The sequence below is a fragment of the Falsirhodobacter sp. alg1 genome, assembly GCF_000739715.2.
In the GTDB taxonomy this organism is placed as follows: domain Bacteria; phylum Pseudomonadota; class Alphaproteobacteria; order Rhodobacterales; family Rhodobacteraceae; genus Falsirhodobacter.
Map to the genome: position 1 here is coordinate 270,772 of NZ_BBJC02000001.1, position 23,410 is coordinate 294,181.

Below are 23,410 nucleotides of genomic sequence, written 5' to 3' on the forward strand. Positions count from 1 at the left end.
GGCGCGATGCCACGGCAAGCAACCAACAATAGGAAAAGACAGATGACCGCATCCTGGAGATTTTCGACCCTTGCCAGCCGCCACCGCGCCCTTGGCTCCGATCTGGAGGATTGGAGTGGTATGGGAACGGCATGGTCCTATGACGGGGACCCCGAAGCCGAATACATGGCGATCCGCACCAAGGCGGGACTGATGGATGTTTCTGGCCTGAAGAAGGTGCATGTCGTGGGGGCGGGGGCCAGCCATGTCATCGACCGTGCCACCACGCGCAATGTGGAAAAGCTGGCACCGGGGCGTTCGGTCTATGCCACGATGTTGAATGACGCGGGCAAACTGATCGATGATTGCGTGATCTACCGGACAGGGCCGAATGCCTTCATGGTCGTGCATGGATCGGGGCAGGGGTTCGAGCAGTTGACGATGGCCTCCACTGGTCGGGATGTGGCGGTATTGTTTGACGACAATCTGCACAACCTGGCCTTGCAGGGTCCGCTGGCCGTCGATTTTCTGGAAAAGCACGTCCCGGGCATCCGCGATCTGGCGTATTTCTCCCATATCCAGACAAAGCTGTTTGGCGTTCCGATCATGATCTCCCGCACCGGGTACACCGGGGAACGGGGATACGAGCTGTTCGTCCGCGGGCAGGACGCGCCGCTGGTCTGGGACACCATTCTGGCCGAAGGGGCGGAGATGGGGATCATCCCCTGCCGCTTTACCACGCTGGATATGCTGCGGGCCGAAAGCTACCTGCTGTTCTTCCCCTATGACAATTCGGAGATGTATCCCTTCGAGGATGAGGCCTGCGGTGATACGCTTTGGGAATTGGGGCTCAATTTCACCGTCAGCCCCGGCAAGACAGGGTTCCGTGGCGCCGAGGAGCATTACCGTCTGAAAGGGCGTGAGCGGTTCAAGATCTGGGGCCTGAAGCTGGAAGGTACCGCCGTGCCGGAGAATGGCGCGCCTGTATTCCGCGATGGCAAGAAGGTGGGCATCGTGACCCAGGCCATGCACTCCCCCCTGAATGACTGGACCGTGGCGATTGCGCGGCTGGACGTGGATTGCGCGAATGCGGGAACCGCTGTGACGGTCCGGTGCGAAACTGCGGGCGAGATTGCCGCCGTAACTTCGCCGATGCCCTTCTATGACATCGATAAGGCCCGTCGCACAGCGAAGGGCTAAGCGCATCCATAGACGGTGCAGCCCCCGCCGCACCGTCCCGAACAGGAGCATTGCAATGGCAGGAACCGCGTTCACCCCCTCGATCCTGAGCCGTCCCGTCTATGCGGGGCTGGTGTCCAGAGGGGCAACCCCCGCAATCATGCTGGCAGAGGGAGAGGGGGCGCTGGCCCTGATGGCCCTTGCCGATCATGACCCTGCGGTAATGGGGCATGCCCATATCATCCATATTCCCGCAGGGACTGGTCATGGTGCTGCATTGCAGGCGCTGGGCCCCGCGATGTACCACGAGGGGCCGACATTGCCCGCGGTTCTGCCGCGCCTGCGCAAGGCGCTGGGCGATGCGCATATGGGCACTGCCCTGTACATTGCAGGCACCGAAGGGGTCATCGGTCAGGTTACAGCCGAGGCACTGGCCGCAGGTGTGGCTGCCGGTGCCATAAGTACAGAACATCACGGCGGTGCTGCCCGCCGCATGCAGTGCGTCCACTGCAAGGGCATTACCGAAGATGTCGTGACAGACCCCTTCATTTGCAGCCACTGCGGGCTTTCGCTATTCGTGCGGGACCATTTCTCCCGCAGGCTGGGCGCCTTTCAGGGTGTGTGCGTCGACGCCGAAACGCCGGGGCAGATTCCCGCTATGCAGGAGATCCGCCCATGATGTTGCGTGTCGCTTCGGTCGAGCCATTGTCGCCGCTGGTCACGAAATTCCGTTTCGTGCATCCCGACGGTGCGGCGCTCCCGCTGTTTTCCGGCGGGGCGCATGTGGTGGTTGAAATGCCGGACGGCGAGATGATCCGCCGCAATGCCTATTCGCTGGTATCGGACCCGATGGATGGTTCGGGCTACGAGATTGCCGTCCGCCGCGAGGATCTGGGGCGGGGCGGATCGCTTTACATGCATACCCGCGTGGCCGAGGGAGATCTGCTGGGCGTAGGGGCGCCTGCCAACCTGTTCGGGCTGGACCTGCGCGCGCGCAAGCATGTGCTGGTGGCCGGCGGCATCGGGATCACGCCCTTTATTGCGCAGATCCGTCAACTGACACGGCTGCAGCTTCCGTTCGAACTGCATTATTGCGCCCGTTCGCGATCCGAGGCGGCAGGGCTGGCGCTGCTGCCGGATTTGCCGCAGGTGCATGTCCATATATCGGATGAAGGAAACCGGATGGATCCTGCCGAGGTGCTGTCGGGGCAGCCCTTGGGGACGCATGCCTATACATGCGGGCCCGAAGGATTGGTGGCTGCAATGGCCGATGCCGGTGCACGGCTGGGATGGCCCGAGGCGGCGCTTCATTCCGAAACCTTTTTGGCACCACCCCCGGGCAAGCCGTTCCGCGTAACTCTTGCACGCTCCGCGCTGACGCTGACGGTCGGCCCTGACCAAAGCCTGCTGGAGGCATTGGAGGCGGCGGGCGTGGATGCGCCTTGGCTTTGCCGGGGCGGTGTGTGCGGGCAATGCGAAACGGCGGTGCTTTCCTGCCATGGGCGGATCGAGCATCACGACCATTGGCTGGACGACGACGAAAAGGCCGCGCAGACGAAGATCATGCCCTGTGTTTCGCGGTTTCAGGGCCAAGACCTCATTCTGGACAGGTGATGCATGACACTCCGCTTCAATGACGAGACGTTCCGCGGCGATTACACCTATCATAATTCGGCCGCGGCTGTGCGCCGCTTTCCGTTTCCGTTCGATCAGGACAGCTACATGTATTCGGTGAACATCGAACCGCACCGGCCCACGCGGGCCGGATCGGTTTTTGAACACCGCTTCGACGTGGATGAACACTACGTGGCGGAGATGCAGGATCGCGCCATAACCCTGGCGGATGATCCTTTGCGCTGCCAGTCCCTGCCGCATATGGAGCTGGCGGGGTGGGATTTCCTGGAACTGGTGATGGTGTGCAAATCCGAGGATTATCCGGATATGTTCACCCTGCACCGCGATGGTGACAGGTGGCACTGGATCAACCGGCCACTGGGGATCGACCAGCGTTTCACCTTCATGGATACCAGCACGCTGCCCTGTGGCCCGCTGGAATATATCGGGCGGCAAACGCAGGGCGACCATGCATTGCTGGACCAGCGCGAGGGCAATCTCTGGATGGATGCGGGAATCGTGACCTCGCAGGCCGACTGGAGCCTCGATTTCAACATCGGCATGAATTTCTTCGAATGGCATGCCCCTGTACCCAAGGCGCATGAACTGGGTATTTTCCAGCGGGCGCTGAAATTCCTGACGAATGTCCAGCAGGGCAAGCCGTCGCGCCGGTTGAACTGGACAATGACGGTCAATCCCCGGCTGGATACAAGCCCCGAGAACTATCACAAATGGGGGCCTGAAAAACGGACGATCACCCCCGAGAACGTAGGCGCAAAGCAGTACCTGCGTGTGGAACTGCAGTCTTTCTACCGGTTGCCCCGCTCGAATGCGCTTGTGTTTCCGATCCGCTGCTATCTGATTTCGCTGGAGGATCTGGTCACGGTGCCGAAATGGGGCCGCCGCTTCCATCGGGTGCTGCGTGATCTGCCGGATGAGCTGGCGGAGTATAAGGGATTTGCCGTGAACCGGTCGATGATCGTCGATTATCTGGCGCGGTTCGATGACGGGGCCGAAACTTCGGCCGGAATATTTCCCGATTAGAACGGGCATCACCGTTCCGGTATCATGAAAGACAGGCGGCAGGTTTGCCGCCTGTCTTTTTTGTTCTATGCAGGCTTTTTGCTGATCCGTGCCGCAGCCAGCGACGTGACCTGATCATCGGCAGAGGGATGTACGGTTGCCCCTGCCAGCATGCCATCATTCAACCGGTAGCCGACCTCGCCATGCGAAACGGTGTCCAGCCCCTCGTATTCTTCTTCTTCGTCCACACGCAGGCCGATCAATGCGCCGACGACTTTCAGGGCAACGAAGGTAGTGACGACAGACACAAGAATACTGAAGGCCATAACCAGAAGCTGCGGACCCATTTGCGAGATCATGGTGCGCCCTTCGGGAAAGCCCAGACCGCCCAGGGAAGGTGCGGCGAAGATAACGGTCAGGATGCCGCCGACGATTGCGCCCACACCATGCACGCCGAACACGTCGAACGAATCGTCATAGCCGACGCGCTGTTTGACAACCTCGACCGCGAACAGGCAAACTGGGGCGGTCAGGAAGCCGACCGCGATTGCCCCTGCCGGGCCGACAAAGCCGCAGGCGGGCGTAATGGCCACCAACCCCGCAATCGTGCCGGACAGCAGGCCAAAGGTGCTTGCACGCTTGCGGTGAACAGCCTCCGTCACCATCCAGCCGATCGCGCCACCGGCGCCGCCCAGCATGGTGTTCAGCATGATCAGGGACGAGAAGCCATTGGCGGCCAGCACACAGCCGCCGCAGAACGCCAGCCAGCCCACCCACAGCATCGCACCACCGGTATAGGTCATGGTCATGTTGTGCGGGGCCATCATCGTGGTGCGATATCCGCGGCGCGGCCCCACCACCAATGCGCAGACCAGGGCCGCGATTCCGGCGTTCAGGTGGACCACATTGCCGCCGGCAAAGTCCATCACGCCCATGTTGAACACCCAGCCGCCGCCCCATGCCATATGGGCCATCGGGACGTAGTTGATCAGGAACCAGATCGCGAGGAACATCATCACCGCAGCGAACTTCATCCGTTCGGCAAAGGCGCCGACGATGATGGGCGCGGTGATTGCCGCGAACAGCATCATGAACAGGACATAGAGGTATTCGGGAATGGTCGCGACCAGAGAATCCTGCGTGACGCCTGCAAGAAAGACAACCGACAGCCCGCCGATGATGGCATTGAAGGGCGCATCGGTATCAAAGGTCAGCGTATAGCCCACGGCGATCCACAGCACGCAGATCATGGAGATGCCTGCAAAGATCTGGGTCAGGAGGGACAATACGTTCTTGCTGCGCGCCATACCCGCATAGAACAGGCCAAGGCCGGGCAGCATCATCAACATGACGATAAGCGCACAGGTTGCAACGAATGCGGTATCCCCTGCGCTGAGTGTCGGTGCTTCTTCCTGTGCGAAGGCTATGGCGGGCAGAACGGCGAATACGCCTGCCAAACTGATCGGTGTTTTGAGCCGCATGAATGGTACCCATATGTGATTGGCGTTTGACCCATCATCCGGACATCAAGTGAATCACCCAAAAGATATTTAGTTTCCTTGCAGGCAATATCGTATCCGCATGCAAGTGCGCCGCTTTGCATGACGGATGCGTGATATTTCAGCGTATGGGAAACACGTTGCCCCGGTTATGGTCATAACGGGGCGCGTGATGGGCATAGGGTAATCATGGTCAGGACCGGATTCGGGATCTGATCAATCTATTGGCAGGTATGAACCCCTGGTTGCATATGCCATCGGGAGATATCTTGGGAAGGCGGTTACAGCCTAACGGATGCCGGGCGAACCGCCGTCGCGGGATCCACTGAAATTGGCGGACATAGCATGCGCTGTTGGCTGTAATGGGGCCGTGGCTCAAAGGCGGTTGCATCAGGTGTATTGGCGTCTACCCTGTATGATTTATCCGAATGCAGAGAGATCCCATGTTTGCGCGCTTCTGGATGCTTTCAGTCATAACGATCCTGCTGTCATCCCCGGTTGCCACGGCTGAACCTGCACGGTCCGATCAGTTCGGCTCTTGCGGGCGGGAGGTGCGCCAATCGGGGGGGATCAATGTTCCCGTAGGGCCGACCTATTGGCACGGGCTATCGGAATGTCTGCGCAGTTTACGGAATCTATGGCTTCAATCCCGCAAGGAGCCGGATCTGGCGAACGAGCTTGGTGCGCCCGTTCCCGATATCATCCGTACGTTCGTCACGGATAAGATGGACGAGGACAGGGTGCGCTTTCGGCTGGAGGATGGATCGGTCGTTTCCTTTGCCGATGCCGTCAAAGCGGACGGTGGTGCCGGCATCCATTCGGCCATGCAGGTGAATGACCTCGGGCAACCTTATAACGGGATGGGACAATCGGGAATGGCCTATTTCCTGTACCAGCTTGCCGGATTGGCCGAGGATGACGGGGATGCGGAAAGCAGTCGCTTTTATCGGATGTTGGGGCGTGCATCGTTGCAGACCCTGCTGGATGATGTCGATGAAGGGGGCCTTGCAAGCCGCAGCGCCTGCCATACTGCGGCGGGTGAAACCTGTGCATGGTACCATTCCATCACCCGACGGGATTGGGCAGCCGACGGCGGCGGTACGCTGAACCAGATGCTGCATGTGGTGCGGGATATGGGAATGATGAAATCCGATTTTTCCCGTCGGGGCTGGGCAAGCGAACCCGATCTGACCGCACCGATCACGGAAGGATTGAACCAGTTGTTCCTCGGGCAGCCTTATGACGGGGCCGGAACATCGCCGAACCTGTTCGATTTCATCAGCAATGCAAGGAATCCTGCGGGTGGTATATGGGCATGGTATGGATTCAACACCCGCCAGCCATCCCCCGGGCAGGGGTATTTTCTGGATGATCCTGACAAGAACTGCAGTTATCACGCCCATGTACTGGATCTGGTCATTTCAATTCTGGAAAAGCTGGACCCTGTCAGGGATTCCGCCCTCATACAGGCAGCACAGACTTCACCCGCTCTGGACGGTTTTCGCGCGGCGGCCGAAACTGCCGGTGAGGGGGGCGCGCTACCCGATTCGGTGTCCTGCAGCCCCGATATGCGCGCACGTCTGGCCGAGGATGCGCAGATCATGATGGGCTCATATGCGGCCAGCCAGCCATAAGGCACCGAGGCTGCGTGGCCTTACAGGGGGCATGTGGTGCCCGGGGCGGGGCAATTCCTTTACCCCGCCATCGAGAAGTCGAATCGTTTCTGGAAATAGGTATCCAGCGTATCCAGCGCTATGTCGTTTTTTCCGCCGCGGTTGAACGTCAGATAAAGGCTGTCGTCATAATCCGATTCACTGAAGGTTCCGGCACGGTAATTCGGATGGATCAGATAGGTCTGTATCCCGTTCGAAGCGAGGTGCCAGCGGAACCAGAGATCGTCCGCAGTCGGTGCGATGCGCATCGCATCTTCGACATTCAGGACATTTATCGGAAAAAATGCGGTGTCATACAGGATGCCGTCCTTGCCGGTCGGCAGGATCAGGGTGCCCGGATTTTCCTCGACCGCGCTGCGCATCCACGAGGCGTAGGGCGCGAGCATTCCGTTTCGGATCAGGATGCGATGGCCGCGATAGGCAATGACACAGCCATGGCTGTCATAGGCCCGCAGCATGGTCGAAAGCCAGTGCGGGGGGTAAATCGTATCATCATCGACCGTCACGACCAGACGGGACAATCCCCAGTGTTCGTGGAGAAAGGGCAGCAGTTTCCGGTATGGCCCGGTATTGGCGCAGAATACGAAACGCAGCCGTTCGCCCGCCTCACGCTGCACCGCCTCCAGTTCAGGGGTCAGGCCGGGAACGCCCTGATCCAGCAGATAAGGGGTGTGCGAGAGGTACACGTTGATCCGCAGATCCCCGTAATCCTGCGCAAGCAAGGACCGCAGTGTTGCCGGAAGCACATGGAGCCGCGTGCTGATCGCGGTCAGGGAGATGTCGATAGTGCCGAAGGTCATCAGATATCCTCACCTGTCGGTCGCAGGAACTGCGGGACGACGATCATATGTTCCTCTCCCAGGTCCTGCCCCGCACCGCGCAGACCTGCCAGAGGGGGGCGGCGCGCGATATTGGCCCGGAAAAGCTGCAGATGCTCTGCCGCTTCGGCCTTGGTGCGTTGGGACAGGGTGGCACTATCGGCAAAGCAGAGCATGACGGGTGCGCCAAGTTCCATCATGGATTGGGCGCCGAAGAAGGCGGCAATACGTTCACGCATTTCCACGTCCCCGCGGGACCGGACCTTGGCAAAGGCACCGACGGTATCGAACACCGACCGGCGGAACATGGATGTCATGGGACCGTCGCCGAATATTGCGAATTGCGCCTCCAGCTGCACACATCCGGCGCGGTCGACACGGATATGCGGTGTCGTGACGACCTGCAGTTCGGGCATCGTCCGGAATGCGTTGATTTGTGCGGCAAACCGGCCGGGGTGGGACCAGTCGTCCGCATCCTGGATCGCGATGAATTCACCCCGCGCTTCGGCAATCGCCAGGTTGCGCCCGACATAGGGCCCGCTGTTGATCGGCACACGCAGGTATCGTGCATTGGCAAAGCTGGCGACAAGCGAAGCGATCTCGGCGGACACAGCAGGGGTGCTGGCATCGTCAACCACGATGATTTCCACATCCGCATGCGACTGGTCAGCCAGGGATTGCAGCGAAAGGCGCATCAGATCGATGTCGGGCTCATAGGCGGATACGATCGCCGTCACAACGGGCCCTTCGGTCGATGGCATGAGATGCTTCAAGGAGCGTGCAGCATTGACAAAGACATCGCTTGCGCTGGTCCCTTCAATCACCGGGGCGGGCAGGTCGGTGCCTTCGAAGCGTGCCGCGATCAGCCTGTTCAGGGCGGTATTGTCGCCGAGGATGTTATGGGCGACCACATCAATGTCCGAATGCACCTCCAGCAGTCCTGAATCACGGAATTCGGCAAGCGTGGGTCTGTCGGACATGATGACAGCGGCCAGCTTGCGGTTATAGAGGCCGTCTGCACCCTGAATGGTCACGCCTTCCAGATGCAATGCCCGGAGTTCGTTGCTGAGGCTGCGGAGGCTGTCCATCCAGCGCGAGAAATCCGCATTTCCGGCATTGGAGGGATTGGCGATCATGGACAGAATCCTGTCACGGTCCTGGGCGATGACCGCGCGTCGGAACACATCCCGGAAATCGAGGGTGCCACGGACTGTATCAAGCGTTTGGCTGCCGACCGTTTCAAGCAGTACCGGAAGCTGGGGGGCATCCAGAAGGCGCTGAAAGCACCGTGCCATCCCGCTTTGGGCCAGAAGGTCGGGGTGCTGGCGGGCCAGACGGGTCAGAATAAAGGCCAGTGTCGTATCATCGGCATAACGACGGGCGATTTCAGTAATTCGGAACAACAGTCGGGTTTCGAACTTATGGGGTGCGCCATTATCCGGCTTCATCGACAGGGCAAGAAGGCAATGGAATACCTGCAGCAGTGTTGCCATGAACGCGGGGCGGGGCAGGCAGCAGGCAAGCATTTCGAACAGGGGCACGACAATGCCGGAGCCGCGAGTTGCAAGCTGGTCCGCATGAAGCGCCAGATCCGCTGCCACATGGTTCGCAGACGGCAGGAACCGCGCAAGATGGAGGAACTGCAACAGATGCGGATCGGAAAGCTTTGCCATTCTGGCCGGGGAAGAGCCAAGCAGCATCGCGAAACGGTCAAACTCCTGAACGAGCTCGGCCAGTTGCGACATGTCGCGCTCCAGCGCATCGAAAATGCGGTGATCATTCTCCGAGGTGCCCACGCAAAGATCCAGATCGCTGCGCAGAACGAGATAGGTTTCGGTTTCGCGAACGACCAGCTTGGAAATTGCCCAGTTGCGCGGAGTATTCGCCTGAAGAAGATCGGTATATCCGGGGCGGCCCGTTGCCTGAATGCGGTCACGTTCGCACAGGGTCAGGCGACCATCATTGAGGGCGCGTTTGAGACGATCGAGATCCTGCAATGCGGGGCCTGATGCCAGCGGTTGCGTGACGGCAAGATCATCCGACAGGATCAGGACGCCTGTTTCCATGGCGCGATCAAGGCCGCCGAGGGACAGCCACCATTTGGCAGGAAGCGCCGAGGTGTGGGGGGAAAGCAGGCGTGTCAGTGATATCGCCGCCGCAGGACGCGGGTGAAGCACGCCTTTGTTGGAATCATATTCCAGCGTACTTGTGCTGACTGCATGCGCGCCCGTGCGCGCCCAATAGGCCGGTACCAGTGAGACGATATAATCGGGGGATTGGGGCGATCGCCGCCCGATGACGAGGACCGGCTTTCGCAAAACATGCGGGCCTGCATTTGCCAGATCGGCCCGCAGGCGGTCGGCCCCTGTGTATACCGCGCAATTTTCGATGTTTGTGTACGAGGAAAGAGTGACGCCATCTTCTGCCAGTACGATGGCATAGGCATCGTGCAAAGGCATAGCGCGCTGATGGTCCGGTGCCGGAACCGGCAATGCCGCGATGCGCAGTTCGATGCCGGTTTCTGCGGGCTCTGCCCCATCCCAGAGCAGGGCTGTGGTGTCTGCCGTGCCCACATCACGATACCCGCGGATTCGAGATGGCCAGGTTATCTGCCCGTTTTCAATCCGGCAGTCGGTTATGTGCAATGCACTGGCAGGGCCGAGAGCGGCCGTTGTCAGAAATGCAGCGCCGATATCGGAAATGCGGCGATCCGGAGCAATCCGCAGCCGGCGATCGGCAGTGCCGTTCAACCTGAATTCTGTAGCCTGCCAGGCGCGAATATCATCTTCGTTAGGCTGCGCATCAAAGACGAGGGCGATCTCGCGTGGCGGCAGCAATGTCCGCAAATGCCCCTTTGCCTGACAATCCGCGATCGCATTCAGAGCGAGTGTATCGAGTGTCGTGAGATCACGGTTATTGCGATGAGAGGCCAGCAGATGGCGTATCAGCACCCCCCGCAGAACCCGCATGTTGCGCGGGGCATGGATTGTGGCATCCTCGGGCGTAAACTGGATGTTGTGTCCCAATGCGGCAAACAGGGCGTCCAGATAGCCGGCGGCCCCGCCAGTGGCGGCCAGCCTGATCTGATTGGCAATCAGCTGGCCAAGCGGCTGCGCCGGATCAAGCCGCAACGTATTGCGCAGATCATCCAGCAGGGTCAGCAGATCCACGAGTGGATCATTCGGATCCTGTTTTTGCTGGGCAAGGGCAGCTTCGCGGATCTTGATGTAATAGGGCTGTTCGGTATCGGCGAGGGGCGAGAGCAGGACCCGCATGTTTCCGGCCGAACCTTCGGTGTCGCCAGCCTCCAGCCGGGCAAAGATCTGCTGGGTCCGCTGGATGAACCGCTGCGAGCGTACGAGCCGGGCCAGCAAGCTGTCCATCAGCATCGGCTGGCTTGGGGGCGTGCCTTTTACAATGCCCGTGCCATGCATGATGCGCACGGCTTTTTCCATCACGGCAGGGGTAACCTCGGCCTTCAGCGCCTCTTGGACCACAGCGGGATAGGGGGCAATTCGTTGCAGAAAGCGAGGTGAAATAGGCTGGGTCATGCATATGCTCCGTTCACCCGCCGTCTAACAGGCCGTGGCACATTGCGACAAGCGGCACCGCCCGTCAATCTGGTGCCGCACCGGCCAGGCAGGGAGCCCCGGCCGGTAGATGCATAGAGATGAATGATGATGGTATAATTTGCCTTTGCGAAAAGGCCGGAATTATCATGGGGCAAATAGGTCAATTAAGGTTTCGATATATTTGATAATGCAAGCCGGATGTTTCAGTTAATTACTTGTTAAGTCTGGGCTGTATATAAAGCGACACTCATTCAGTGGAGCTATCACTTATTAAGTAGTAGCCTCGTTTACGCTGCGACGGCGGTTGACACGCCCTTCTGCCGCCTCGTAGATGCACGAAATATTGAGAGATTTACGTTGCTATCCATTACTGTCGCCATGCCTGCGTATAATGCCCAGGATGATATACGCGCCTCAATCGCCTCCGTTCAAAACCAGACCTGGACCGGTGATCTCGAGATCCTCGTCTGTGATGACGGATCCACCGATGGAACTGTGGACGTCGTGCAGGATATGGCACGAACGGACCCGCGCATTCGCATGATCTCGAACGGTCGCAATCTGGGCCGGCCAGCCACGCGCAACCATCTGGCGCGTGAGGCGCGGGGCGGGCTGCTGACCTGGTTGGATGCGGATGATGAAAAATATCCCGATATGCTTCGCAACCAGATGGAGACGTTCCTTCTTCAGCGAGAGCGGCGGCAGAGCGAAAAATTCATCGTCGTCACGAATTACGACTGGCAGTTTGAAGAGCGTAACGAGGACAAGCTGATCAAGGTCGATCCTGGTCGGGATAGCGTGAAATCGCTGCTGGACGGGTCATTCGGGGCTTATCTATGGCTGACGCTTGCGCGCAAAAGCGTCATTCAGGCAGCCCTGCCTTTTGACGAGAGCCTTCCCCGTTTGCAGGATCTGGATTTCTTCCTTCGCTGCGCAGGGCGCGGGATCGACTTTGTTCCGATCCGGAACGGGCGGGCGCAATGCGTGTATCGCAAAACGGATATCGGGCGGAATGCACAGGATGTGGAGCGTTGCTTTGCGCATATCCGTAAAAAGCATTCCTATCTGATTGATCTGTATGGGCGGGAGTACCGCCGGGAGCTTGTTCTGAAGCATCTTTATGTGGCCCAGAGATTTGCGGCTGCAAATAACGATGATACTCTGGCTGCCCAATATGCCCGTCGCCGCAGCCTTATCCGGCTTGGCCTGTCCCGCGCGAATTGAAGGCTTTAAATAATGTCCACATATATTATTGCAAAGCCGCGTATATCCGAAAACGATGCGATTGATTTGGTTGTCGGTAAATTGCCTACCCTGAGCACGCTGACAAAAATGTTCTGCATGCGGGCAGAGTTTTGCGGGGCAGGGCGTGGAAGCAATCACGACAGTATCTTCAGGATGATGCTTTCGGATGGCGCAGAAGATTGCGCGCATCTGGCATCTTTCAAAGAGATCATGGCATCGCATACGGGGGGTGAAATCTTTGCGCCCCTGCTGACGAATCTCATTCTGTCTCCTCTATCGTCCAAGGAAATATTGGCGGCAGGTGACGATGTGGTTCAAGCTGCAATGAAGGTTGTAAATGCACTGCTTGACGAGATCGTCAAAGTGCTGCCCGATGCGAAGCTGGCAGTAATTTTTCCATCACGTGCCGAATTCATCAAGGCGCAACGCACCCAATTAAGTCTGGTTGACGGATATTCGCCGGCAGACGCCGGGTATCTTGCCGAGACAATGGCGACCATAGGGGAAAATGCGGTTGCCCTGCTTCGGGCGCAAACACGTATTTCCACCTCATTCGTCAATCTTCCGTCTTTTAGCGGGCCTGCCGCAATCATGACAGAATTCGGCATGTTGATGGAGGGGTTTCCGGTTGGAAGCTCCATCGATTGGCTTTCAATCAATCAGGCATCGCAATTGTGGTTGAGCGAGCTTTTGCTGGCAAAACTCGGCCCGAATTACGTTGAACGAAATGCCGGCGCCCGCCTGAGCGGCCAAGTGCAGGTGAATGCATTGAAAGATGCCATGCTTTATAATTACTTCGATACGCTGAATACTGCCAATGCCCCCTTGTCGCGGCGGCGGAATCCCGATCGGGAGGAGGCGCGTCGCATAGATATCGCGCACCTTGAGCGTTTCCTTTGGAAAGGGCGGTCCTGATGGATATCTGTCTGTGCATTCAGAAGATCGTCGGTATCAGCGGTGGTGCTGAAAAGGTGCTGGTCGATGTGGCCAATCATCTGGCGGAAACCGGACATGATGTTTCCATCGTTTGTTTCGAGGATACGGGAGGCGCGCCCTTCTACCGGCTGAACCCGAAGATCGATTTCCATAACATGAAGCCGTTCAACGATCGCCGCAGTGATCGTGCGTGGCGCAATGCGGTGCGGGAACAAGGCTCGCTGGAGCGGTTGATCGACAGGGCGGGGCAGGTTGCCGGGCGCATACCGCTGCTGGCCCGCCTGGTGTGGAACAAGCAGAACAATGTCTTTGTGAAACGCCTTGCGCAGTTCATTGACTGGCGCAAACCTGATCTGATGATTTCCTTCATGCCCGGCATTACGCCACAGGTGATCAAGGCGCGTCGCAAGGCGACCTTCAAGCCGCGCGTGATCTTCTCGTGCCACAACCTGCCGAATGCCGATTTCAACGATCTGACGAAATGGAGCACGAACCGCCACGATATCGCGCTGCGTCGGCGGGCCGTTTCCGACAGCGATGCAACAACGGTTCTGCTGCCGGAATATCGGGAGTGGTTCCGGGCGTCCGAGCAGAAGAACATTGAAGTTCTGCCCAATTTCATTCCGGATGCACAGCGGCATAGGGTGCAGTACCGCAAGCCGATCCTGATTTCCGTGGGGCGTTTGACGGCAACCAAAAACCACGAAATGCTGATCCGGGCGTTCCATCTGCTAAAGGATGAACTGCCGGACTGGCAGATCAGGATCTTCGGCAAAGGGCCACTGGAGCAGCATCTGACAGACCTGATCCAAGAGCTTGGGTTGGCGGGACAAGTGCAGCTGATGGGTCATACATCAGACATTGCCGCTGAATATCTGTCAGCGGCCTGCATGGTGCTGCCCTCCGTACATGAAGGGTTTCCGCTGGTGGTGGGGGAGGCCTTTGCGCACGGCTTGCCAGTTGTCGGCTTTGCGGATTGCAGCGGGGTCAATTACCTTGTCCGTGACAAGAAGAACGGCATTCTGATCGAGGAACGTTCCATCGCGGCACTCTCCGAAACGATCCGGACCGTTGCCAAGGACAATACCATGCGCCGGCGGCTGTCCAAGGGGGCGTTCGCATTCGTGGATAACGGAGAGTACAGTCATCAGACAGTGATGGCAAAATGGGACGATCTGATTGCCCGCGTTATGCGGTGATACCCTTCATAAGGGAGCTTTGAAGGCAAATCTCCCTTATGATGTACAGGTGTTTTGCGCCAGGGATCAAGCTGTCGAGCCTTTGTAGGGCGCCGGGTTAAAGGGTCATTTGCAATACTAACAAAGGTGATGTTGCAAATACGGGCACTTATGTGAAAGCTTCCATGCAGATACCGCACATGGAACTTGCATAGTGTTTAATGGACCCGAATGGACCCGAACGGTAAAAAATCTTCTGTTCAAAGGAGATTTTGCTGCCGTCGAAGAGATGATTTATCAAGATGTTCGCAATTTTCCAACAGGGGAGCATAACCGCATACGCCAAATGCGGGGTTTGTATACGAGCATTAAGAATATTGATCAGCGATCGGTGCCTGCGGAGTTCGAACCTGTAAAGCTTCGTGCCGCAGAGAATGAAGCAATATTTTTAGATAAATACCCTGACAGTTTTAATGACCTGCCTGCTGGCTTCTACCGAATAGGTGAACAGGTTGAGCGTGAATCAACATTTGAAGCAGATTTAAGCGGTCTTTCCAGATCGGAATTACGTCGTCTTAGAGAGGCACGTTTCGGTCTGGGTATGCAGGGTGGCACGAGTGACAGTTTTCGTGTTGTAGAGAATGCATTTGTTTGCGGTTGTGATCTTATGATGCACGCATATGCATTTTCCGAAAATCTTTACGTCAATGAGGAATCAGGCAGGATTGCAAAATCCTATCCCATGAATTTCCGCGTTCCGGCTAAACGTACTATCCCTCACGCGCTTTTACTTCCCATTCCGCATCACTCAGGTAATTATTACCATGTTTTGGGAGAAATGGTATATGGCCTGCGGTATGCGAAACTTGTGGGTGATGCGCCTATCTTGTATCAGGAAGATAAATACAGAATTCTTCCAGTAGTATGCGACAGGTTGGGCATAGATAAAAACCGACTGATCAGTATTGATGAGGCGAGCGATCTAAATATCCAAAAAGCGCTTTTGCCTTCGCACCCGCCATATTACTGGAATAAAAGTGTATTCAGTTTCTTCCAGAAAATATCCACGCGAACCGTGAAGGATGGATTGAAGGTTTTCATATCCCGCCGACGTAGTAATCGGGGGCCTTCAAACGAAGATGAATTGGAAACCTTCTTGGCGGAGCGTGGATTTCTTGTCGTGTACGCTGAACTCCTGTCTTTTGAACAACAGGTGCTGATCGCATCAAACACAGATGTTCTCGTCTCTGTCCACGGCGCGGGGCTTGCAAACATGGCCTTCATGAAGGCGGGGGCGGCAATGTTCGAACTTTTTCCTTCAGAAATGCTGACGCGGGATTTCTATATGCGCTCCCGTCATAACGATATGGCGTATTCTGCCATGATATTCGACAAATCTGTAGATATGGATGTATTCGCTACCAGATTGGCAAAGATCGTTCAGTGAGGCCATTTCATGATCGTCCTGAGTCAATACTATCAAAAAGCTCAGGGCGGTTCTGCTGGATGATCGGCAGGTCATTCAGGATCTTCCGCAGATGTTTGCGCATTGCGGCCTCGGCGTTATCTGCATCTCCAACCCGGATCGCCTCTACGATCTGGGTGTGATGTTTGATCAGCTTTCCCATGGAAAACTGTTCGGTGGATAGCTGGCGGACACGGTCCATCTGGGTCTTCAACCCATCCAGCACTTTCCATACATAGGGAAGGCCCGCCCCCTCGGCTAGGGTGCGGTGGAACAGGTCGTCCAATGCCCGAAACTCCTTTGCATTGGTCAGCGGCAGGGCGCGTTGGGCGGCCAGTTGCCGGTCCAGTTCACGGACCAGCGCCGTATCCGCAGATCGTGCCAGTGCGCGGACTACATCCGCCTCTACCGCCTCGCGGATAAAGCGTGCATCCATGACGTCGGGAATAAAAATTTTGCGGACGAAGGTACCGCGCTGCGGCCGCACCTCGACCAATCCTTCTTCGGCCAGCTTTATGAATGCCTCACGAACGGGCTGTCGGCTGGTCCTGTAATGTTGCGCAATCTCGGATTCCGAAATGCGCGCTCCGGGGGCAAGCTCATTGCATATGATCCGTTCGCGCAAGATCCGTACAAGCTGCGGCCCCACGGCCAATCCGGAATCGAGGCAAAGGGCGTCGGGGTGGTCCGCCATGCTTATATCCTACAACCTCATGCCACATTCATACTTCCATACTAGTCAGCATTATGCATGCTTGGCAATTGGACGGCAGCACTGCGGGAGGATGGGTGATGCGGCAGACATGGCGATGGTTCGGCCCCACGGATCTGGTTTCAACCAGCGATATGCGGCAGGCGGGGGTTCAGGGCGTCGTTTCTGCTTTGCACCATGTGCCGGCCGGGGCGGTCTGGACACCGCAGGATATCGTGGATCGTCGCAATCTGATCACCCAGCGGGCAGACGGACCCTCTTCGGGGCTGACATGGGACGTTGTTGAAAGCTTGCCCGTATCCGAAGATATCAAGAAGCAGCAGGGCAATTGGCGCGATCATATCGCCAATTGGAAAACAAGCCTGCATAATCTTCGCGATGCGGGGCTGGAGGTGGTCTGTTACAATTTCATGCCCGTGCTCGATTGGACACGAACGGATCTGTCATGGCCGCGCCCGTCCGGGGCCACGTGCATGCGGTTCGATTTCACGGATTTTGCAGCTTTTGACATACACATCCTGAAGCGTGACGGGGCGACCGAGGATTTTCCGGATGATATTGTCGAACTGGCTGCCGAGCGCTTTGCCGAAATGTCGGATGCGCAGCGGGCGAAGTTATCCGGCAATGTGGTCTTCGGGTTGCCGGGCGCTGCCGGAACCCTGACGTTGGATGATGTCCGCCACCATCTGGCCGAATACGATCCGATCCGGGAGGATCAGCTGCGCAGCAATCTGGTCGATTTCCTGTCCGAGGTGGCACCCCTTGCCGAACGTCTGGGCATGCGGCTGTGCTGCCATCCGGATGATCCGCCATTTCCGTTGCTGGGATTGCCGCGCATCATGTCCACCGAGGCGGATTATGCGCGGGTCATGCAGGCGGTGGATGTGCCTGCGAACGGGATCACCCTTTGCACGGGCAGCCTCGGTGCGCGTGCTGATAACGACCCGGTCGGAATGATGCGCCGCCTGGGTGATCGGGTGCATTTCCTGCACCTGCGCAACGTCACGCTGGATACACCCGAGGTGCCGCGTGGATCATTCTATGAGGATGAGCATCTGTCAGGGCAAACCGACATGGTGGCAATGATCGCAGCCATTCTGGCAGAGGAACACCGTCGCCGGTCCAGGGGCCGCCTCGACTGCCATATCCCGTTCCGCCCCGATCATGGGCAGGATATTCTGGAGGATCAGAACCGCAAGGTGCAACCCGGCTATCCGGCCATCGGTCGGCTGAAAGGGTTGGCCGAGTTGCGTGGTATCATGACGGCATTGGAGCATCCCGCAGTCACGGTCTCCAGCCGATGACCCGGCTTTCTGCCAGGGTCAAGCTTCGCGCAGGGTTGGGCCCGCATTATGATCCTGCATCGCATGGCGTGGGGATCGTACATCTGGGCCTTGGTGCATTCCACAAGGCCCATCAGGCCGCCTATACCGATACGGCATTGGCAAAGGCAGGCGGCGATTGGCGGATCGTGGCGGTATCATTGCGCAGCCGTGATGCGGTGGAGGCACTTTCGGCACAGGATGGCCGTTATACGTTGATTGAGCGGGGTACGGATGCACCCGCCGCGCGTGTAATCGGCTCTGTCGCGCGGGCACTGACGGGCGCAGACGGAACAGGTCCTGTCCTTGCCGCGATGGCGGATCGATCGTGCCGCATTGTCACCCTGACGGTTACGGAAAAGGCCTATGGTCTGGATCGGGCGGGGAAGGGATGTGATCCCCTCCATCCGGCCGTTGCCGCCGATCTGGCCATGCCCGATCAGCCAAAGGGTGTTCTGGGCCTGCTGGTGCGGGCATTGGGTCAGCGCTTTGCCGCGGGGCTCGAACCATTCACGGTGCTTTGTTGCGATAACCTGCCGCAGAACGGCCATCTGCTGCGCAATGCCGCAATTGATTTTGCCCGCCGCATTGATCCGGGCCTTGCCGGAATGATCGAGGCGCGGGTGGCGTTTCCGTGCAGCATGGTGGACCGGATCACCCCGACGACGACATCGCTTACCCTGTCTGATGCCCGTAATCTGATCGGGTTCGAAGATCATGCCGCGGTGGAAACCGAACCCTTCCATCAATGGGTGATCGAGGATGATTTTCCCACAGGCCGCCCGGCATGGGATCTGGCCGGCGCGGTGTTCGTCTCGGACGTTATGGCCTATGAGGATCTGAAGCTGCGAATGCTCAACGGTACACATTCCATGCTGGCCTACGCGGGATTTCATGCAGGGTATGAATACGTGCGCGAGGTCATGGCAGATCCGGCTCTCACGACCCTTGTCCAGCGTCATCTGCGGGCGGCTGCGGCTACGCTTGGCCCTTTGCCGGATATCGATACCGATCATTATGCCGATGCGTTGATGACGCGCTTCGCCAATCCGGCAATCGCGCATGAGACATTGCAGATCGCGATGGACGGGACACAGAAGCTACCGCAGCGCATTTTTGCGCCCGCTCTATGTGCACAAAAATCCGGTCAGAACCTGCGCCCCTTCGCTTTTGCCACGGCGCTGTGGCTGCGCCATATCAGCGGTGCCACGCATGACCGGGAGGGATACAAGGTGCAGGATCCGCGGGCCGATGAACTGGCTCTTGTCGCAAACGCCGGCTGTGCCGCAAAAATGGTCGAAGCCGCCGCTGCCATGGAAGGGTTCATGCCACATATGCTTAGGGCGGACAGCGGTTGGCTGGCACAGATAACTGGCATACTTTCGGACTGTCTGACCCGCCCGATGTCCGAGGTTCTGGCAGAGGAAGCTCGGAACGCATAATGGCCCCGGTCTGCTTTACCGCGGTCTTTACCGGTCAAAGCGTGGCGCATTCCTGCGCCACGATATTATCTCAAGGATGATCAATCGGTCAGTTCCGAAGGCACCTTCCCGCCATTTTTTGCAAGTTCGCGCATGACTGCCTTGTGCAGCCAGATGTTCATTTCCGCGCTGCCATCCGTCTCTCCGGTATAACCCAGTTCCTTGGCCAGCTCCTTGCGGTTCGACAGGCTGGAGTCGATGCCAAGAAGCTTCATCAGATCAACGATCGATGTGCGCCAGTTCAGATCGGATCCTTTTTCCTTGGCCGTTTCCTCCAGGGTGGCGGCCACGTCAACCGGTGCGGATGACGCCTGTGGCGCAGCCGGTGCCGGCTCAGGGGCAGGTGCCGGAACTGCAGCATCAACGCNTTTTTTTTCGTCTGCCGCCGGGGTCAATACCGCCGGTTCGGCCGCTTCTGCCTTACCGCCGAAAATCGCGTCCTTGATCTTACCAAAAATGCTCATCTTGTCGTCCTTTCGCAGTCCATGATCGGTTGCCGGCGCTCGGGATGACTGTTTTGGCACAGTCCTGCCGAACCGCTTAGGTTTCAGTACCTAGGGTGGCGAATGATCCAAGAAAGCCCGTTCTTCGCGGGCCAACGAAAACCCGCCTATGCCGGCACGGAACATGAAAAAGGCGCGGAAGCCCTATCGGATTTCCGCGCCTTTTTCTCCGGTCGTATTCGCTTATCCGCGCGGGGTCATCCGGTGGTTCGCGCTGGCGGTGACAGCGCAGGAGGGCACACCGTCGGTAAAGAAATCCGGGGCGACATGACGCGCTTCCGTTACGATCAGGTTCTGGTCGTCATCCCATCCCATGTCGCGTTCCCAGACCAACTCCCCTGCCGGCGTCACTTCGAAAACACGGCCATGCTGCGCCTCGGTGATCAGGATATTACCGGAAGGCAGGATCTGGTGTTTGCCACGCTGCCAGCTATAGAACGGGATCTCTTCCGATCCGGCAAAGAGGGTGTCCACCTTGTGGGTTTTCGGATCGACCCGCAGGATACGGGAATTCTGCGATCCTGTGTGGTTGTCGAAAACCGTGATCGTGCCATCCGGCTGCCAGTCGGGATCATGCTGTTTCAGCCATGGCCCGTGCTGATACCATTTCAGCTCCCCGGTGGTGCGGCCGACAACGGCGACAAGGTTCAGTTCGCGCAGCGAAATCAGCAGATCGCCCGCCTCGAACTGCGGAAATACCGCGGCATAGGCTTCGGGCAGGGATTCAACGTCATTGGCGTGGAACGGATCGGATTCATAGGTCAGCGGTGCTTCCCCCCCGGCCGAGAATGTGCGGATGCCGAAAATGCCCTCCTGACCATCGCCCGCCTTGATCAGGTCGTCTTCAATGCTCAGCATCGGCGTTGCCTCACCGGTGGCGGCATCGATATGCGTGATGGTATTGTCACGCCATCCCAGAAAACCGTCAGGCCCATCGGGGCTGATCGTATGGTGGAACGCACCCTTGGTGGCCCAGATTGGAATACCGCAGGTATCAAAGCGGGCCAGCGTATTCCCCGCGTCGAATGCCGCCAGAATTGACCCGTCGGGCATCACTTCCATTCCGTGCAGCATGGTGTTCAGGGATCTGGGCCCGTCAGGATCGGCGTCCTCGTAATTGATCGGCCATTGATGAACCTGATCCCCCTTTTCGTCGTACATCGTAACGGTGAAGGGGGCGATGTCCTGATCCGCCGACAGACCCGCAATCAGCGTATAGCCGGGCGTGACCTTGGCAGGATCCTTCACGATGAAACGGGCGGCTTCGCCGGGGGTGCGGGAAGGTACAAGATGGCGCGTCGGCTCCAGCCCCACGTCATTTTTCCAGTTTGCCTTCATATCGTTCAACGTGTCCATCGCCAAGGTGATCTGCGGATGGGGGAACCAGTTGTTACGGGCGGCAAACACGCCATAGGCGGTCCCCATAACAGCCACCGATACGGTGAAGGCAATCATCGGTAGTTTTTCGGACATCGGTCAGCTCCGGTATTACGGGACCAGACACCGCGCCTTCAATGCCACGTGCACTTCGCGCGCGCGATGAAGGAGCGATGTGGATACATCGGGAAGGGAGGCGGGCTTGGGCGCCTTGAAGCGCGGGGCCTGCAGCAGCAGTTTTTCGGGGTCCTGCAAATCCAGAGCGTTGGCCAATGCAGGCAGATAGCGGGTGGGGTCGGCCGAAAGGGCATCATGATCCGACAGGATCGCACGGGGGCCTGCATGCGCCAGAATGCCTTCATGGATCTGGCACCAGTACTGCAACCAGAATGCTGGCGTATCCGGGTCCCCCTCGGGGCGGGCACCGTCGAATGTCAGCGGGCGCAGGGCCTCGCCAAATTCGAAATGGCCGATGCCTTCCATATACCGCTGGGTGAAAGGATCAGCGGCATGGCGTTCGGAAAACCGCAGATGCTGGCGCAGTAGGGATGCCGCATGGGCCTCCGGATCCCGTAGCGGAATCAGAATGGTTGCATCTGGTGCCAGGCGCTCCAGCAATCCCAGCCGCAGGATATTGGCGTTGTTCTTGGACAGGTAGCGGCTTGCACCGGGCTTTGTGGCAACAACCTTTGCACGATAGGCCGGGAAGAAGGCTTCAAAGGCCGCATTCTTTTCCATGGGGGACCATGCACGGATGCGGTCCTTGCCGTAATGGTTTTTCCAGAATGCCAGCCATGCCATTTCCTCGAACGCTTCGGGGCTGTCATAGCCAACCTGAAGGCCATCGCCATGTGCACGCTCTACCATTGCCCCCTCTTGGCGGCCCTTGCGCGTCATGTCGCTCCACAACAGCGGGGCAAGGGCGAAGGGCATGTGCCGATAGGTGGCCGATGCGAATTCCGGCTGCTTGGCCAGAACGTCCAGCAGAATGGTCGTGCCCGCCCGCGCAAGTGACGTGATGAACACGGGACGGGCAGCCGTGGCCATATCGATGCGATCGGCGTAGCGGGTGGTCTCGGTGCGGGCCAATGCCTTCTGCAGGCCGGGGGTGGCGAAAGCGAGACTGTGCAGGGCACGATCCATGGCGGAATAGGGGGAATCCTTGGGGCTGGCACGGGACATGATGATCCAGAGCGCCACTGCCGCCACGGTAGAGCCGATCAGGAACGGCAGGCTGCTGGCCAGTGTAAGGGCCTTTTTCAGGGTATAGAGCCCCATCGCGCTGCCGGCCCAGATGATCAGGGCCGACAGGCCGAGCGAGACAATCGTGATGCCCAGAATCCGGAAGAACGAGCCGAACATCTGTACGGCCGCCTCTCTCGTCAGGCGTTCCTTTTCGTCATCGCTCAGCCCTTTGGCGGACATGGTTGCGGTGGCGCTGCGGGCGGTCGTCAGGATTCCGCGCCCCACTTCTTCTGCCCGCATCGCCTTAAGGGTTACGACAAATGCAATCAGCCCCAAGGCCAGGGCCGCAAGTGCTGTCATGTTTTCAGTTCCGGTCTTTATTGGTTTCAGCCGAAGGTTTGCGTTTCAGCATCCGTTTGATCGGGTACCAGACGAACCCGACAATCGCGAGAAACAGCGCACTGACCAAAGCGAGGATTGTACCGATGGCGGTCATTCCCGCACCCGGACCGACATAGGCCGATGCGGTTTCGGGCAGCAGCATCAGGGGCAAGGCGGCCAAGGCCAGAAATGCCGCCGGGTATGGCATAGTTCGCATCATTATTTCCTCTCAGAGTGGAGCGACCATGTATTTGAACAAATAGGGATA

19 protein-coding genes are annotated in these 23,410 nt (G+C 58.3%); 11 read left to right on the plus strand and 8 right to left on the minus strand.

Annotation, left to right across the window (positions count from 1 at the left end; translation table 11 throughout):
* The first annotated feature begins 42 nt into the window (after nt 1-42).
* Genes TR36_RS01280 through TR36_RS01295 form a run of 4 tightly spaced genes read left to right on the plus strand, consistent with a single transcriptional unit; the run spans nt 43 to nt 3,816 of the window.
* Complete coding sequence (locus TR36_RS01280) at nt 43-1,179, plus strand: aminomethyltransferase family protein (protein ID WP_062762163.1); 1,137 nt, start codon at nt 43-45, stop codon at nt 1,177-1,179.
* 55 nt (nt 1,180-1,234) lie between these two features.
* The gene (locus tag TR36_RS01285) at nt 1,235-1,837 is read left to right on the plus strand and encodes a dimethylamine monooxygenase subunit DmmA family protein (protein WP_045388256.1); all 603 of its coding nucleotides are present in this window, start codon (nt 1,235-1,237) and stop codon (nt 1,835-1,837) included.
* Nucleotides 1,834-2,772 (plus strand): PDR/VanB family oxidoreductase, encoded by a 939-nt coding sequence (locus TR36_RS01290; protein WP_045388253.1) that lies wholly within the window; start codon nt 1,834-1,836, stop codon nt 2,770-2,772. The genes TR36_RS01285 and TR36_RS01290 overlap by 4 nt, the downstream gene beginning before the upstream one ends.
* 3 nt (nt 2,773-2,775) lie before the next feature.
* Entirely contained in the window at nt 2,776-3,816 is a 1,041-nt protein-coding gene (locus TR36_RS01295) for a DUF3445 domain-containing protein (protein WP_045388250.1), read from the plus strand.
* Between the two features lie 65 nt (nt 3,817-3,881).
* Here TR36_RS01295 and TR36_RS01300 read toward each other — a convergent pair whose 3' ends face one another.
* Entirely contained in the window at nt 3,882-5,276 is a 1,395-nt protein-coding gene (locus tag TR36_RS01300) for an ammonium transporter (protein ID WP_045388247.1), read from the minus strand.
* A 461-nt stretch (nt 5,277-5,737) separates the two neighbouring features.
* Between TR36_RS01300 and TR36_RS01305 the strand changes: the two genes are divergently transcribed.
* Nucleotides 5,738-6,928: a hypothetical protein gene (locus TR36_RS01305; RefSeq protein ID WP_045388244.1), complete on the plus strand. Its 1,191-nt coding sequence runs from the start codon at nt 5,738-5,740 to the stop codon at nt 6,926-6,928.
* Between the two features lie 59 nt (nt 6,929-6,987).
* Here TR36_RS01305 and TR36_RS01310 read toward each other — a convergent pair whose 3' ends face one another.
* Together TR36_RS01310 and TR36_RS01315 are read right to left on the minus strand one after the other, a co-directional pair.
* On the minus strand, nt 6,988-7,767 hold the full coding sequence (locus tag TR36_RS01310) for a glycosyltransferase family 2 protein (RefSeq protein ID WP_045388241.1): 780 nt from the start codon (nt 7,765-7,767) through the stop codon (nt 6,988-6,990).
* Nucleotides 7,767-11,336 (minus strand): glycosyltransferase family A protein, encoded by a 3,570-nt coding sequence (locus tag TR36_RS01315; RefSeq protein ID WP_062762166.1) that lies wholly within the window; start codon nt 11,334-11,336, stop codon nt 7,767-7,769. Before TR36_RS01315 ends, TR36_RS01310 begins: the two co-directional genes overlap by 1 nt.
* 399 nt (nt 11,337-11,735) lie before the next feature.
* Between TR36_RS01315 and TR36_RS01320 the strand changes: the two genes are divergently transcribed.
* The 4 genes from TR36_RS01320 (at nt 11,736) to TR36_RS14820 (ending at nt 16,163) form a co-directional block, all read left to right on the plus strand.
* Entirely contained in the window at nt 11,736-12,581 is an 846-nt protein-coding gene (locus TR36_RS01320) for a glycosyltransferase family 2 protein (protein ID WP_052362474.1), read from the plus strand.
* Nucleotides 12,582-12,812: 231 nt separating this feature from the next.
* Nucleotides 12,813-13,517, plus strand: a complete 705-nt coding sequence (locus tag TR36_RS01325; protein ID WP_153010460.1) for a hypothetical protein — start codon at nt 12,813-12,815, stop codon at nt 13,515-13,517.
* Nucleotides 13,517-14,737, plus strand: a complete 1,221-nt coding sequence (locus tag TR36_RS01330; protein ID WP_062762168.1) for a glycosyltransferase — start codon at nt 13,517-13,519, stop codon at nt 14,735-14,737. Before TR36_RS01325 ends, TR36_RS01330 begins: the two co-directional genes overlap by 1 nt.
* Nucleotides 14,738-14,930: 193 nt before the next feature.
* Nucleotides 14,931-16,163: a DUF563 domain-containing protein gene (locus tag TR36_RS14820; RefSeq protein WP_153010461.1), complete on the plus strand. Its 1,233-nt coding sequence runs from the start codon at nt 14,931-14,933 to the stop codon at nt 16,161-16,163.
* A gap of 7 nt (nt 16,164-16,170) precedes the next feature.
* Here TR36_RS14820 and TR36_RS01340 read toward each other — a convergent pair whose 3' ends face one another.
* Entirely contained in the window at nt 16,171-16,875 is a 705-nt protein-coding gene (locus tag TR36_RS01340) for a GntR family transcriptional regulator (protein WP_062762171.1), read from the minus strand.
* Between the two features lie 98 nt (nt 16,876-16,973).
* Here TR36_RS01340 and uxuA point away from each other — a divergent pair, with 98 nt between their 5' ends.
* Together uxuA and TR36_RS01350 are read left to right on the plus strand one after the other, a co-directional pair.
* Nucleotides 16,974-18,197 carry a mannonate dehydratase gene (gene uxuA, locus TR36_RS01345; protein ID WP_045388223.1) on the plus strand — a complete coding sequence of 408 codons (1,224 nt, stop codon included), beginning with the start codon at nt 16,974-16,976 and terminating at the stop codon, nt 18,195-18,197.
* Nucleotides 18,194-19,657, plus strand: a complete 1,464-nt coding sequence (locus TR36_RS01350; protein WP_045388221.1) for a mannitol dehydrogenase family protein — start codon at nt 18,194-18,196, stop codon at nt 19,655-19,657. Before uxuA ends, TR36_RS01350 begins: the two co-directional genes overlap by 4 nt.
* An 80-nt stretch (nt 19,658-19,737) precedes the next feature.
* Here the strand turns inward: TR36_RS01350 and TR36_RS01355 are convergent, their stop codons facing one another.
* The 4 genes from TR36_RS01355 to TR36_RS01370 form a co-directional block, all read right to left on the minus strand.
* Complete coding sequence (locus TR36_RS01355) at nt 19,738-20,160, minus strand: DUF3597 domain-containing protein (protein ID WP_062762174.1); 423 nt, start codon at nt 20,158-20,160, stop codon at nt 19,738-19,740.
* A gap of 222 nt (nt 20,161-20,382) precedes the next feature.
* Entirely contained in the window at nt 20,383-21,672 is a 1,290-nt protein-coding gene (locus TR36_RS01360; protein ID WP_062762177.1) for an arylsulfotransferase family protein, read from the minus strand.
* Nucleotides 21,673-21,687: 15 nt separating this feature from the next.
* Nucleotides 21,688-23,121: a sulfotransferase gene (locus TR36_RS01365; RefSeq protein ID WP_062762179.1), complete on the minus strand. Its 1,434-nt coding sequence runs from the start codon at nt 23,119-23,121 to the stop codon at nt 21,688-21,690.
* A 4-nt stretch (nt 23,122-23,125) separates the two neighbouring features.
* Complete coding sequence (locus TR36_RS01370) at nt 23,126-23,359, minus strand: hypothetical protein (RefSeq protein WP_045388215.1); 234 nt, start codon at nt 23,357-23,359, stop codon at nt 23,126-23,128.
* Between the last annotated feature and the right edge of the window lie 51 nt (nt 23,360-23,410).